At 64.4% G+C, this 14,273-nt stretch carries 11 protein-coding genes; 6 read left to right on the top strand and 5 right to left on the bottom strand.

Annotated elements, in window-relative coordinates; all coding sequences use genetic code 11:
- Positions 1–23: 23 nt before the first annotated feature.
- The 3 genes from benC (at position 24) to G5S42_RS35880 (ending at position 3,194) form a co-directional block, all read left to right on the top strand.
- Positions 24–1,046 (top strand): benzoate 1,2-dioxygenase electron transfer component BenC, encoded by a 1,023-nt coding sequence (gene benC / locus G5S42_RS35890; protein WP_176111471.1) that lies wholly within the window; start codon positions 24–26, stop codon positions 1,044–1,046.
- A complete protein-coding gene (locus tag G5S42_RS35885; protein ID WP_176111470.1) occupies positions 1,043–1,834 on the top strand; it encodes a 1,6-dihydroxycyclohexa-2,4-diene-1-carboxylate dehydrogenase in 792 nt (263 codons plus the stop codon). The genes benC and G5S42_RS35885 overlap by 4 nt, the downstream gene beginning before the upstream one ends.
- Before the next feature lie 142 nt (positions 1,835–1,976).
- Positions 1,977–3,194, top strand: a complete 1,218-nt coding sequence (locus tag G5S42_RS35880; RefSeq protein WP_176111469.1) for a benzoate/H(+) symporter BenE family transporter — start codon at positions 1,977–1,979, stop codon at positions 3,192–3,194.
- Between the two features lie 12 nt (positions 3,195–3,206).
- Here G5S42_RS35880 and G5S42_RS35875 read toward each other — a convergent pair whose 3' ends face one another.
- Genes G5S42_RS35875 through G5S42_RS35855 form a run of 5 tightly spaced genes read right to left on the bottom strand, consistent with a single transcriptional unit; the run spans position 3,207 to position 8,525 of the window.
- Entirely contained in the window at positions 3,207–4,724 is a 1,518-nt protein-coding gene (locus tag G5S42_RS35875; RefSeq protein WP_176111468.1) for an efflux transporter outer membrane subunit, read from the bottom strand.
- Between the two features lie 12 nt (positions 4,725–4,736).
- Entirely contained in the window at positions 4,737–5,852 is a 1,116-nt protein-coding gene (locus G5S42_RS35870; protein ID WP_176111988.1) for an ABC transporter permease, read from the bottom strand.
- Positions 5,853–5,884: 32 nt separating this feature from the next.
- Complete coding sequence (locus G5S42_RS35865) at positions 5,885–6,871, bottom strand: ABC transporter ATP-binding protein (RefSeq protein WP_176111467.1); 987 nt, start codon at positions 6,869–6,871, stop codon at positions 5,885–5,887.
- Positions 6,868–7,833, bottom strand: a complete 966-nt coding sequence (locus tag G5S42_RS35860) for an HlyD family secretion protein (RefSeq protein WP_176111466.1) — start codon at positions 7,831–7,833, stop codon at positions 6,868–6,870. The genes G5S42_RS35865 and G5S42_RS35860 overlap by 4 nt, the downstream gene beginning before the upstream one ends.
- Entirely contained in the window at positions 7,830–8,525 is a 696-nt protein-coding gene (locus G5S42_RS35855) for a TetR/AcrR family transcriptional regulator (protein ID WP_176111465.1), read from the bottom strand. Before G5S42_RS35855 ends, G5S42_RS35860 begins: the two co-directional genes overlap by 4 nt.
- 395 nt (positions 8,526–8,920) lie before the next feature.
- Between G5S42_RS35855 and G5S42_RS35850 the strand changes: the two genes are divergently transcribed.
- The 3 genes from G5S42_RS35850 to G5S42_RS35840 all read left to right on the top strand — a co-directional run bounded on the left by G5S42_RS35850 (position 8,921) and on the right by G5S42_RS35840 (position 13,970).
- Entirely contained in the window at positions 8,921–10,141 is a 1,221-nt protein-coding gene (locus G5S42_RS35850) for a glycosyltransferase (RefSeq protein WP_176111464.1), read from the top strand.
- Between the two features lie 236 nt (positions 10,142–10,377).
- On the top strand, positions 10,378–12,294 hold the full coding sequence (locus G5S42_RS35845) for a potassium transporter Kup (RefSeq protein ID WP_176111463.1): 1,917 nt from the start codon (positions 10,378–10,380) through the stop codon (positions 12,292–12,294).
- 188 nt (positions 12,295–12,482) lie between these two features.
- Positions 12,483–13,970 (top strand): alkaline phosphatase family protein, encoded by a 1,488-nt coding sequence (locus G5S42_RS35840; protein ID WP_176111462.1) that lies wholly within the window; start codon positions 12,483–12,485, stop codon positions 13,968–13,970.
- Positions 13,971–14,273 lie beyond the last annotated feature (303 nt).

Here is a 14,273-nt window from a genome sequence, read left to right as displayed (position 1 = left end):
GGTGCGGTTGCAGGAGACAGGTCATGGAACACACTATTGCACTTCAATTCGAAGACGGCGTCACGCGCTTCATCAACTGCCGTGAAAACGAAACGCTGTCGGATGCCGCGTACCGGCAGAAGATCAACATTCCGCTCGACTGCCGCGAAGGCGCGTGCGGCACCTGCCGCGGACTGTGCGAATCGGGCGCGTACGACATGCCCGAGGAGAGCTACGTCGAAGATGCGTTGACCCCCGAAGAAGCGGGCAAGGGCTATATCCTCGCGTGCCAGACGCGGCCGCGCTCGAATCTGGTGATTCGCGTGCAGGCGTCGTCGGCGGCGTGCAAGACCGGGGTGTCGCGTTTCGAAGGCACGCTCGCGGCGGTCGAACGGCTGTCGGATTCGACCATCCATTTCTCGATCGATATCGACGGCGCGAGCGCGCCGAGCTTTCTCGCGGGGCAATACGTGAACGTCGAGATTCCGGGCGCGAGCGGCGAGAGCCGGTCGTATTCGTTCAGCTCGGCGCCGGGCGCGACGCGGGCGGCGTTCGTCGTGCGCAACGTGCCGGACGGCAAGATGAGCGGCTTCTTGAGCCGCGATGCGCAGCCGGGTCAACGGATCGGCTTCACGGGTCCGTATGGCAGCTTCTATCTGCGCGATCCGCAGCGTCCGGTGCTGTTCCTCGCGGGCGGCACCGGCATCGCGCCGTTCCTGTCGATGCTCGACGTGCTGAAGGCGAGCGGCAACACGCAGCCGGTGCGCCTCGTGTACGGCGTGACTCACGACATCGATCTGGTCGCGCTCGAACAGCTCGAACAAGCGCAGCGCACGCTGCCGAATTTCAGCTATCGCACCTGTGTCGTCGATGCCGCGAGCAGTCACGAGCGCAAGGGCTACGTGACCGCGCACGTCGACAGCGAATGGCTCAATAGCGGCGACGTCGACGTCTACCTATGCGGCCCGGTCGCGATGGTCGAAGCGGTGCAGGGCTGGCTGCACGACAGCAGCGTCGAGCCCGCGAACTTCTACTACGAAAAATTCTCGGCGAGCAACGTAGCATGACTTCGACCTTTACCGATCGCTTCAAGGACAAGGTGCTCGTCGTGACCGGCGCGGGCCAGGGTATCGGCCGCGGCGTCGCGTTGCGCGCGGCGCGCGAGGGCGCGGCGGTGGTGCTGGTGGACCGTTCGCCGATCGTGCAAGAGGTGGCCGAAGAGATTGCGCGCGCCGGCGGCGACGCGCGCGCGTTCATCGCCGACCTCGAAACCTATGCGGGCGCGACTGCGATGACGGCCTTCGCGATCGATGCGTTCGGCCGCATCGACGCACTCGTCAACAATGTCGGCGGCACGATCTGGGCGAAGCCGTACGAGGAGTATGAAGCGGAGCAGATCGAGGCCGAGGTGCGGCGTTCGCTGTTCCCGACGCTGTGGTGCTGCCACGCGGTGTTGCCCGCGATGCTCGAGCGCGCGAGCGGGGCGATCGTCAATGTGTCGTCCATTGCGACGCGCAGTATTTATCGCGTGCCGTACGCGGCGTCGAAGGGCGGCGTCAATGCGCTGACCGCGAGCCTCGCGTTCGAGCATGCGGAGCACGGCATCCGCATCAACGCGGTCGCGACCGGCGGCACCGAAGCGCCGCCGCGCCGCGTGCCGCGCAATACCGCACCGCAAAGCGAGCAGGAAGCGACGTGGTATCAGGGCATCGTCGATCAGACGATCGCGTCGAGCCTGATGCATCGCTACGGCACGATCGACGAACAGGTCGGCGCGATCCTGTTCCTCGCTTCCGACGAAGCGTCGTATATCACCGGCACCGTGCTGCCGGTCGGCGGCGGCGATCAGGGCTAGCGAGCGTCGGGCCGAACGACGCCGATAGGCCGCGCGGCGATTGTCCTTCATACTATCGGCCCGGAATGACTCCGCTGCCGGATGGTGACATGCGCCGCCCGGCGCGTGTCACCAACAGCGGGCCGCCACACCCACATCGACGATGAATCCCACCCCTAGCCAGGCGCCGACCACGCGCGCCGTTGCGGCCGACTGGTCCGTGTCCGCCATCGTGGCCGGCTTTCTGGCCGTGCTGATCTCGTACGCGGGCCCGCTCGTGATCTTCTTCCAGGCCGCGCAAGCGGCCCACATGCCCAACGAGATGGTCGCGTCGTGGGTATGGGGCATCTCGATCGGCGCGGCCGTCTCAGGCATCTTCGCGAGCTGGAAGCTGAAGGTGCCGGTCGTGACCGCGTGGTCCGCGCCCGGTACCGCGCTGCTGGTCGGACTGTTCCCCGCGTTGACGCTGCATCAGGCGGTGGGCGCGTATCTGAGCGCGGCCGTGATCATTCTGCTGATCGGCATCTCGGGCTATTTCGATCGCATGGTGCGCCGCATTCCGAAGGGCATCGCCTGCGGGATGATGGCCGGCATTCTGCTGCAGTTCGGCACGCATGCGTTCAAGGCGGCGGCAGCGATGCCGGCGCTGGCGTTCGGCATGATCGGCGCGTACATCGTCTTCAGACGCGTGCTGCCGCGCTATTGCATCGTGCTGGTGTTGCTGACGGGCACGGTGCTCGCCATCGCGCTCGGCGCCGCGCACCTCGGCGCGCTGCCGCTGCAAGTCACCAGGCCGATCTTCATCCAACCCGAATGGACGCTGAGCTCGACGCTGAGTCTTGCGCTGCCGCTCGTCGTCGTCAGTCTGACCGGGCAGTTTCTGCCGGGCATGACGATTCTGCGCGTGTCCGGCTATCACACGCCGGCCCGGCCGATCATCACAGCGACGAGCATCGCGTCGATCGGCGTGGCGTTTTTTGGCGGCATCACGATCGTGATCGCCGCGATCACGGCGGCGCTGTGCACCGGCAAGGACGCGCACGACGACCCGGACAAGCGCTATATCGCGGGCATCGCCAACGGCGTGTTCTATCTTATCGGCGGGACCTTCGCCGGTGCGATCGTCGCGCTGTTCACGATGCTGCCGAAGGAATTCGTCGCGATTCTGGCGGGCCTCGCGTTGATCGGTGCGATCACGTCGAACGTGATGGGCGCGATCCAGGACGAAGACCATCGCGAGGCCTCGGTCATCACGTTTCTCGCGACCGCATCCGGTATGACCTTCCTCGGGCTCGGCTCCGCGTTCTGGGGCATCGTGATCGGCTCGTTCGCGTACCTCGTGCTGAACAAGGTGCGGCGCGAGACGTCGGCAAACCAATGACGAAGCGGTAACTCAAGGCCGCGCCCCGAGCGCCTGAAACAGCGCGGCGGTATCGGCATAACGCTGCGCGGCGGCTTTGGTGCGATCGAGTCCGGTCTGCAATTGCTGGCGCTGCGTATCGAGCAGCGTCAATTGGCTGATGCCGCCCGCCGCATAACGCTGACTCGCAATACCGGCGCTGTGCTGCGCGCTGCGCTGCGCGGCATCGAGCGCCTGCAACGCAATCGCATCCTGATCGAGCGCGCGCAGCGCGTCGGCGACCTGTTGCAGTCCCTGCAGCACGGTTTGCTTGTACACGGCGAGCGCCGCCTGGTAGGCCGCCTCGGACGAATGCTTGCGCGCCAGCAGTTCACCGCCATGAAACAGCGGCTGCGTGAGACCGGCGCCAAAGTTCCACACGTTGAAGCCCGTCAGCAGATCGGACACGTTGACACGTTCGGTCGCCGCGCTGCCCGACAGCGTGATACGCGGATACAGGTTCGCGGTCGCGACGCCGAGGTTCGCGCTCGCCTGATGCAACAACGCCTCGGACGCGCGAATGTCGGGCCGCTGCTGCGCGAGCGTCGACGGCAAGGTCAGCGGCAGGTCGGCGGGCAGCACGAGCGTATCGAGGTCGAGCGCGGCAAGGTCGTGCGTGGTGGCCAATTCCGCTGGCGCGCGTCCCAGATAGATCGCGAGCTGATGATCGGTCTGTGCAAGCTGCGTGCGCAACGGCGGTAACGTCGCGCGGGTCTGCTGCACCAGCGTGCGCTGACTCAGCAGATCGACCTCGGAGATGCCGCCCGCGTGATAGCGGTGTTCGGCGATATCGAGTTGCTGCATCTGATTCGCGAGCAGCGCCTCTGTGAGTGCGATCTGCCGCGCGAGCGACGCGCGCCGGATCGCCGCCGTCACCACATTGCCCGCGACCGTCAAACGCGCGGCTTCGAGTTCGTATTGCTGATAGTCGACCTGCGCAGCCACCGCTTCGAGCGCGCGGCGATTCGCGCCGAACAGATCGAGCGTGTACGACACGGTGACTTGCGCGCTGTACAGCGTGAACGGCGCAAACGCGCGGCCTTGTGTCAGCTGGCCGAAGCCCAGCGCTTCGGGATCGATCCTCTCGCGCGTGGTCGACAGGTTCGCATCGACCTGCGGCCACAGCGTGCCGCCCGCCTGCGCGCGGTAGTCCTGCTGCGCTTCGTCGAGTTTCGCGCGGGCTTGCGCGAGGGTCGGGCTGTCGTCGAGCGCCTGCTGCACCAGCGCGTTCAGCGCCGGCGAGCCGAACGCGCGCCACCAGCCGTCGCCGGGCACCTCGGTCGGCACGAAGTGTTGCGCGGCGCCGCCGGGACCGTCGGCGGCGACCGTGCTTGCCGCAAGCGGCGCGGCGGTATAGCTCGACACGCTGGTCACGTCGGGCCGATGGAAATCGGGGCCGACGGTGCACGCGCACAAGGCCGCGCTTGCGCCGAAGGCGGCGAGCCGACGCGTGACGGATAAACAAGCCGCGCGACGAAAAACCACGTCAAGAAAGCGAGGGGCGGAACACATTGCAGGCCTTCCTCAATCGAGCGTGCGTCGATAGAACTTCACGGCGACGCCCATCACGACGAACAGAAAGATCAGCAGCGGCCACACATGCGGCCACATGTCGGCCCAACCGACGCCTTTTAGCAGAATGCCGCGCACGAGCCGGTTGAAGTAGGTGAGCGGCAACAGGTTGCCGATGTACTGCGCCCACTTCGGCATGCCCGCGAACGGGAACATGAATCCCGACAGCAGGATGTTGGGCAGAAAATAGAACATCGTCAGCTGCATAGCCTGCAACTGATTCTGCGCGAGCGACGACAACGTAATGCCGATCGTCAGATTGGCCGCGACGAACAATAGCGCGGACAGATACAGCGCGAGCAGACCTCCTTCGAACGGCACGTTGAACACGAAGCGAGCGGCCGCGAGAATGATGCTGACCTGCACCAGACCGATCGCCACATAAGGCACGATCTTGCCGGTCATCACTTCGAGCGGCAGCACCGGCGTAGCCAGCAGATTTTCCATCGTGCCGCGCTCGCGTTCGCGCGTGATCGCGAGGCCCGTCATCATCACCATCGTCATCGTCAGGATCACGCCCATCAGGCCCGGCACCACGTTGTACTGGGTGATGCTTTCGGGGTTGTAGAGCCGGTGCAATTGAACATCGAAAGCGGTGGGGCCGACCGCGAGCGGCGACAGCGGACCCGTGAGGTCCTTCTGCAGTACCGACTGCGTGATCGACGGCAATGCGCCGAGCGCGGTGCCCACCGCCATCGGGTCCGTCGCGTCGGCTTCGACGAGCAGCGAGGGCCGCGCGCCTTTGGCCAGCTCGCGGGTGAAACCGACCGGAATATTCAGCACGAACAGCACCTTGCCTTGCGCGAGCGCGCGGCGGCCGGACTCTTTATCGGGCAGCGTCGAGACGATGTCGAAGTAATCGGAGTTGCGCATCGCCATCAGGAAGCTGCGCGTGAACTCGCTGTGATCGGCGGCGATGACGGCGGTCGGCAGATGCTTCGGGTCGGTATTGATCGCGAAGCCGAACAGCGCCATCTGCATGATCGGCAGCACGATCATCATCGCAAACGTGATGCGGTCGCGCTTCAGCTGCAAAAACTCCTTGCGCACGATGCTCCACCAGCGCATCAGCGAAAAGCGCGGAAGTCGGCGCGCGGAATTCACGATGCTTTGCCCGCGGAAGGCGTTGCATAGTTGTCGGTCGAGCGGTTCATCATGAAGATGAACACGTCCTCGAGGCCGGTTTCCTGTCTTTCGATTCGTAGCGTGGGGTTCGAGCGTTCCAACTGGTCGATGCTCGCGTGGAGTTCGGGCGTGTCGGGCCCGCTCACGTGCAGCGACGAACCGAACGCGACCGTCTGCTCGACGCCGGGCGAGTTGAGCAGCCGGTCGCCGAGCTCGACGAGATTCTGGCCGTACACGGCCCACGTCACGAGCCCTTGCGAGTCGATCACCTGTTTCGACGTACCCTGCGCGAGCAGCCTGCCGTACGCGATATAGGCGAGCTTGTGGCAGCGTTCCGCTTCGTCCATATAGTGCGTGCTGACGAGTACCGAGATGCCGCGCGCCGCGAGGCGGTGCAGCTCTTCCCAGAAGTCGCGGCGCGCGCTCGGATCGACTCCGGCGGTCGGCTCGTCGAGCAGCAGCAGTTCCGGTTCATGCAGCATGCACGCGGCCAGCGCGAGACGCTGCTTCCATCCGCCCGACAGTGCGCCGGCCAACTGCTTCTCACGGCTTTGCAGGCCAAGCTGTTCGAGCGCGCGATCCACCGCCTCGCGGCGGTTCTTCATCTCGTAGATGCGCGCGACGAAGTCGAGGTTTTCGCGGATCGACAGATCTTCCCAATAGGAGAAGCGCTGCGTCATGTAGCCGGTGCGGCGTTTGATCTGCGCGCTGTCCCGCACGATGTCGTAGCCGAGACAGGTGCCGCTGCCGGAGTCCGGCGTCAGCAGTCCGCACATCATGCGGATGCAGGTAGTCTTGCCGCTGCCGTTCGGGCCGAGAAAACCGAAGATCTCGCCGCGCTGCACCTGCATCGTCACGTCGTTGACCACGTGCTTGGTGCCGAAATGTTTGTTCAGCCCGTGCACATCGATCGCGTACACGGGGTCGCTGGAGTTGGCGGGGGGCGGCGCGGGCGCACTCATTGCAGCGTGACCGTGACGGGCTGGCCGGGCCGCAGCTTCGGCGCATCGGCGGTTCGCGGTCTGGCTTCGACCATGAACACGAGCTTCGCGCGGCTTTCGTTGCTGAAGATCACTGGCGGCGTGTACTCCGCCTGGTCCGAGATGAAGCTGAGCACGGCCGGCACATCGGCGGCGCACCCGTCGCAATGAATCGAGACGCGACGGCCCGGCGCGAGCGAACCGACCACTCCCTGCGGCACGAAGAAGCGCACCTTGACGTTTTCCGGCGGCAACATGCGCACGACGGGGCTGCCCGCCGGCACCCATTCGCCGCTGCGAAACATCGTGTCGAACACGAGGCCCGCGTGCGGCGCGTGCACGCTTTTCTGATCGAGCTTCCATTGGGCCTGGCCGAGTTGGGCCTGCGCGGCGTCGACTTGCGCCTGCTGTGCGCGGATCTGTTCGATCCGTCCCGGCAGACGCGCGACGGCGAGCTGACTTTGCAACTCGCGCACGTGCGCGGCGCTCGACAGCGCGCTCGCGCGCGAGTCGTCGAGCTGGCTTTGCGCGATGCCGCCGGCGTCGAATTGCTGTTGGTCGCGGCGGAACTGGGTCGCGGCGCGCGCCGCATCGGCTTCGGCCTGCACGAGTTGCGCGCGCGTCACGTTGACTTCCGGCGGACGCTTGCCGGTCCCGAGGTCGGCGAGCTGGGCGCGGGCCGAGCGCAGTTGCTCGTTGGCCTGCGCCACGGCGTCGGTTTCGTTCTGCGCTTCGAGCGCGAACAGCGGCGTGTTCTGCGCAACGGTCTGCCCGCGCGAGACCGCGAGCTCGGTCAACTGGCCCGCCTGCGAAGACGCGAGGTACAGGAACTCGCCTTCCACATAGCCTTGCCATGTGTTCGCCGGTTGTTGCGAACAGCTCGCGCACGCGATGCACAGCGCAAGCAACGCGACACGTGTGGATGAGCGGGCGGACGGAATCATGACGGCTTTCCTTTCGCGCGGCGTGCGGTGGACGTCGCCCGGCTCCTTGCCCTGGCGCTGGTCTTGACCGCCGTGGTTGCGCTCATGCCCTGCGTGAGCAGTGCGACGACGTGGCGTTCGAGCGTCGCGCGATCGAACGAACTGCGCGGATTCAGGCGTTGCCAGATCCTGGCGGTTGCCTGCGGCAGCATCACGAGCGCGAGCACCGAGTTGAACAGCAGCAACGGTTCGAGCTGCGCATTCAACTGACCCGACGCGCAACCGCGTGCGATGTTCTGACCGAACGCGGCGACCTTTTGCACGGGGATATGCGCAAACGCGCGCTCGCGCAGCAGGCCGCCTTCGTTGATGATTTCGCGCAGCCATAGCGAAGGCAGCCACGGCATGGCCTCGGTGACGTCGAACATGCGTTTGACGATGCCTTGCGTCAGCGCGAGCGGATCGTCGCGTTCGGCATCGACTGGGTCCCAGATGGCGCCGAACGCGGCGACCAGCTTTTCCTCGAACAACGCGTCGAGCAGCTTTTCGCGGGTCTGGAACCAGTAGTGCACCATCGCGGACGTCACGCCGCTCGCCGCCGCGATCTGCGCCACCGTCGTGTTGGCGATCCCGCGCTCGGCGAACAGCGCCACCGCGACATCGAGCAGATGTTCGCGTGCGTCGAAGTCCTGCGGATGAGGACGACGACCCATTCTGGAACGGGCGACTTGCGGCATGGACACCGGACTAACTGATGAGTTAGTTAGTTTTAACTGCTTGATAGTAGGACAAGTTTTGATGTGCTGAAGGAGGGGAAACCCTGGCTGAGGGTGGCCGCCGTTGTGTCGTCGATTCGTCCTGAGATGTTTTTTCTTCCCAAAAGCTCAACGATTACTGTCGATCTCCGGTCAATTTTTCATCCGCAGCTTTCGCAGCGTAATAGCACTTCTAAAATCACCCGGCCTGTAAGACGCAGTAACAGAACGGGTACTTGCTTGGTGCGCTCTCACACACAGTCGTCGAAAATGACTTCATAAAATTCCCGACGAATTAACCACCAATGCATGTACTCGGTGTCGTGAGTTGTGCACCAACAGCGGGCCTAAACATGAAGCGCTGCAGGATATTGGTAATAAACGATTATGCGTCGATGGGCGGCGCGGAAGTTGTTTATCAGCAATCGGCAGATCTTCTGAGTCGATTGCCCGGGGTCGAAGTTGAACGCTTCGACGACACCCGCTTTCCGGTGGGAACCACCAAGTGGTCCAGGTCCTGGAATGTCGCGGCCGCGCGCGCACTCGAGAAGACTATTGTGGGTTTTCGTCCGCATCGGGTGATGGTGCACAACTACCATAACGCTCTATCGAATTCGATACTGAGCGTTATCGCGCGTCAAAAGCGAAAGCTCGGCTTTCGCGCATATCACACGAGCCACGACTACCATCTCGTCTATTACAACCCGGCACTGCAATACTTCGACAACCGGCGGCCGGTGATTGTGCCGCTCGAAGTGTTGGGCACGCGTGCGGCGTTGACCCGTCGGTCGACGACGAAAGGTCTTCTGCACGACCTGATGACGAAGTGTTACTGGCACGCAGTACGCGAGGCATTCCCTGCCAAGCGGATCTTCGAGACGATCGTTTGTCCAAGCGCCTTCATGGAAGAAGCGCTGCATCGCAGTGGCATCACGAATACGAGAGTCGTTTTTAATCCCTCTTCAGTACCGGTCGCGTTTCAGCCTTCGCGTGTTGCTGGCAAGCAGAGATTCAGGCTTGCCTTTGTCGGCAGGATTTCACAGGAAAAGGGACTCGCGGAATTTATCGAACTCGCGGAGAGCGTGAACTTTCATCGTATTGACGTATTAGGAGTCTACGGGGACGGTCCGGATCGTCGTGCGATGGAGCAGCGCTTCGCGTCGCTGATCCAGCGCGGCAAACTGGTTTTTTTCGGCAGACTGCCGCAGGAGGAATTGTTTCCGCGGATGCGCCGATTTGCCGACGCGGTCGTCGTGCCATCGTTGGGAGCTGAGAATGCGCCGCTCGTCATTATCGAGGCCGCCATGCTCGGCTTGCCTGCCCTCGTCCACGACGGCGGCAGCATGGCGACGACCGCTGACGCGGTGGGCAACAAGATCAAATTTCGGTCGGAGCCTCAGAGCCTCGAACTGGCACTGGATCGACTCGCGATACATCTGGCGGACAAGGGCAGAAGCTATTCACTCGCGGAGTATTTGCCGGAGCACTACCAGCAGCGGCTCGTGGAAATCATGGAACTCGGAGAGCACGCCGGCACGGCACCTTCGAGGCGGACGGACGAGGCGGTCTGCTGACACTTGCGCCGTTCTACCTGACGTTGAGCTGACAGTGGACGGAGCGACGGCGTCGGCCAAATGCGTGACTGCTGCGCAAAGCGCATTTTCGCCGGAAATTTCTATACTTCTCTAGCGCACTGGCACGATCCAGCGCGCACGACCAAGACGAATTCGCGTCAACGAAACGAAAGAATCGAAGCGAACCCGCGGCTCGGCCATCACGGCTCACGCGCGATTCGTAGGAGGAGGGAGACATGGCACATTCCGCAACCGCCGCGTCGGGGAAGGAAGGCCACGGCGACGCCTCACCGGCTCTTCCAGCGCTCGCGCTGGCCGCGCTCGGCGTGGTCTATGGCGACATCGGCACGAGCCCGCTCTATACGCTCGCCACCGTGTTCGATCCCGCCAACGGTCTCACGCTCAATGCTTTCAATATCGTCGGCATCGTTTCGCTGATTTTCTGGTCGCTGATGATCGTCGTTTCGCTGAAGTACGTCGTCCTGATCCTGCGGGCGAATAATCACGGCGAAGGCGGGATCATGGCGTTGCTCGCGCTCGCGGCGTCGTCGGTCGCGGCGCGGCCGCGCTTGCGTCGCGGACTCCTCGTGGTGGGGGTAATGGGCGCGGCGCTGTTCTTCGGCGATAGTGTCATCACGCCAGCCATATCCGTGCTGAGCGCCGTGGAAGGGCTCGAAGTCGTCGAGCCAGGGCTCAAGACCTATGTGGTTCCGGTGACGCTCGCCGCGCTGATCGTGCTGTTCGTCACGCAAAAGCACGGCACGGGCGGCATCGGCGCCGTGTTCGGGCCAGTGATGGTGCTCTGGTTCGTCGTGATCGGCGCGGCGGGCGTCGCGAACATCATAGCCACGCCGGTCGTGCTGTACGCGCTCAATCCGCTGGAAGGGCTCCGCCTGGTCATGCATCACCGCTGGCTGGCGTTCGTCGCGCTCGGCGCGGTGGTGCTGTCGCTGACGGGCGCCGAGGCGCTCTACGCCGACATGGGCCATTTCGGCAAGCGACCCATCCGTGTTACGTGGTTCGGCGTCGTTTTTCCCGCGCTCGCGCTGAACTATCTGGGCCAGGGGGCGCTGCTGCTGGCGAACCCGGGCGCCGTGCAAAACCCGTTCTACCGACTGTTCCCGCAGTGGGCCATCGTGCCGATGATCGTGCTGGCGACGATCGCCACCGTGATCGCGTCGCAAGCCGTTATTTCGGGTACCTATTCGATGACGATGCAGGCCATGCAGCTTTCCTTCCTGCCGCGCATGAACATCGTACATACGTCGGAGCGCGAGATCGGGCAAATCTACGTGCCCGGCATCAACTGGATTCTGCTGATCGCCGTGGTCGCGGCGGTGTTGGGCTTCCGCTCCTCCACGGCGCTCGGGGCCGCGTATGGCATCGCCGTGACCGGTACGATGCTGATCACCACATTCCTGACGTTCTTCGTCGTGCGTTACGCGTGGCGCTACAACTGGCTGCTGTGCGTGCTCTCCACCTCGTTCTTCTTCGTGATCGACGCGCTGTTCTTCTCGGCGAATCTGCTCAAGATCGTCGACGGCGGCTGGTTCCCGCTCGTGGTCGGCGCGATCATGTTCACGATCATGGCGACGTGGGGACGCGGCTGGGAGATGATGCTGGCCGAAGCGCGCGCGCGGGCGGGAAAGACGCCGCTCAAACAGTACCTCACCACGCTGCTCGAAAGTTCGCCGACGCGTGTGGGCGGCACGGCGATCTTCCTGACGCCGGACGCCGAAGCGGTGCCGCACGCGCTCGTCAACAACCTGCGGCACAACCGTGTGCTGCATGAGCGCACGGTTTTCCTGAGCGTAATCACGAAAAGCGTGCCGAAGGTGGCCGACAGCGAGCGCGTGCAGATCAGGCCGCTGTGCGCGGGCTGCTGGCACGCAACGGTGAATTACGGCTTCAAGGACGAAGTGGACTTGCCGCGCACGCTGGCCGCCTACAAGTCGCCGGAACTCACGTTCAACCTGGACGACACATCCTGGTTCCTGAGCCGCGCGGCTGTCGTGCCCAAGCGCGTCCACGGCATGGCGCTATGGCGCGAGCGGCTGTTCGCGGTGATGCTGCACAACGTGGGCAATATCGCGGCTTTCTTCAAACTGCCGGCCAATCGGGTGATCGAAGTCGGCGCGCGCGTGGAGATCTAGGCGGACAAGGCCTCATCTACCTTTGAAGTCATTCGTTGGACTTCGCCACTTCGCAACGGCCCGCCACTCCCTCGGGTTCGAAACTTGCTGCCAACGACCAACCGCCGCTCCAATCGGCGCGCGCGTGTTGCTTCGCGGCAGGCAGGCATGGACGAATGCCCGCGCCGCAGCCAATCAGGAGGCGTGTGATGGGCGACGAGACTCACAAGACTCATGCACACGACCGCCGCCGCTTTCTTGCCGGCGTAGCCGCGGTGGCCGGCAGCGTTGCGCTATCGGGTTGCGGTGGCGGATCGGGTGAAGACGACTTAACGGGCGGAGGAGGCGGCGACCCCGCGCCCTCGATTACCGACATTCCGGCGCCCAACGCCGCCGACCGCTATAGCCTGCCGCGCCCGGCGTTGCCCGCGCCGGCCAGCTCGGGCATCGACTTCATTGTGCTGGTCACGATGGAAAATCGTTCGTTCGACCATTTCCTCGGCTGGGTGCCGGGCGCCGAGGGCATGCCCGCGAACCAGAAGTTCAAGGACGCGTTCGGCGCGACGCAAACGCCGTTTTCGCTCGCGGCGAATGCCGCGTACGGCTATCAGGCGTGCGCGTTCCTGGACCCCAATCACAGCTTTTCGGGGGGGCGCACGCAACTGGCATCGGGTGCGATGAATGGCTGGCTGCTCACGCCGGGCACGAGCCTGAGCCGGGGCGACCTGCTGCCTATCGGCTTCTACACGCAGGCCGATCTGCAATTTTTCAACGCCGTGGCCAGCAGTTACACGATCGGCGACTTCTACTTCAGCGGCATCCTGACCAGCACGTTTCCCAATCGCCTCTATCTGCATAGCGGCGCGACGGACCGGCTCGACGACAGCGCCGACACGTCGTCGCTCGCGACGATCTGGGACAAGCTGAGCAACGCCGATGTCGACGCTCGCTACTACTACCACGACGTGCCGATTACGGCGCTTTATGGCACGCGGTATGTCGGCATTTCCCGCCCGTTTGCGGATTTCCTCGTGAATGCCGCGGCGGGGACGCTGCCGCCATTCTGCATGGTCGATCCGTCATTTACGGGCGAGCCGGAAGGCGTTTCCTCCGACGATCATCCACATGCCGACATCCGCGACGGCGAGGCGTTTCTCGCGCAGGTCTACGAGGCGCTGCGCACGAGCCCGACGTGGAGCCGCACGCTGATGATCGTCGTTTACGACGAATGGGGCGGGTTTCTCGAGCACGTGGTGCCGCCCACCAGGCCGATCAGCAACAGCGAGCTCACGCTCGGCAACGACGGCAAGCTCGGCTTTCGCGTGCCGCTCGCGCTGCTGGGCCCGCGCGTGCGCGCGGGTTCGATCACGCGCTATCCGTTCGACCCCAGCTCGATTCACGCGCTGCTGCAATGGCGCTTCGGCTTGCAGCCGCTCGGCGTGCGCGGCAGCGATCCTGCGACCTTCAATCTCGCCTACGCGCTCGATTTCAACGGCGCGCCGCGCACCGACGCTCCCGCGTTCACTGTCGCCCAGGGGCCGTTCGGCGGAGCCTGCCTGGGGGCTCTCGTGCCTTCGCCGTCGAGCTCGGTATCGGCGGTCGATCAGTCGCAAAAGCGGGCGATCAACCCGACGGCGGACCGCTTCGCGAATCTTCGCGCGAAGGCGGCGTCATTAGGATTCGCGACCGGAGGCTAACGGCGGTTTCCGCCTAGAATGAGCGGGCGGCAAGCCGGCGCCGGACCGCGCGGCCCGATGAAGGCTCATGCCTCGAGCGCAGTTCGGTAAGAACCTGGTTAGCACCCGGTAAAGAGCGCTTGCGCGCGACATCGTTTTGCGGAGCGGGCCCCGCATTTGCTAACTAGACCCTCTCGAAGCCCCGCGGTAGCGTGCAGCATAGGATCGGCACGCGCGGCGGGTCGCCTACGTCGACGTCACCGCGTCGTCCTCAACGGGTCCGCCGATGCCATTTCGTTCCGATCTTCCCGTTTGGTCTTCCCG

Source organism: Paraburkholderia youngii (assembly GCF_013366925.1).
Taxonomy (GTDB): domain Bacteria; phylum Pseudomonadota; class Gammaproteobacteria; order Burkholderiales; family Burkholderiaceae; genus Paraburkholderia; species Paraburkholderia youngii.
The sequence above is the reverse complement of the archived record's forward strand: the minus strand, read 5'-3'. Positions and strand labels throughout refer to the sequence as shown.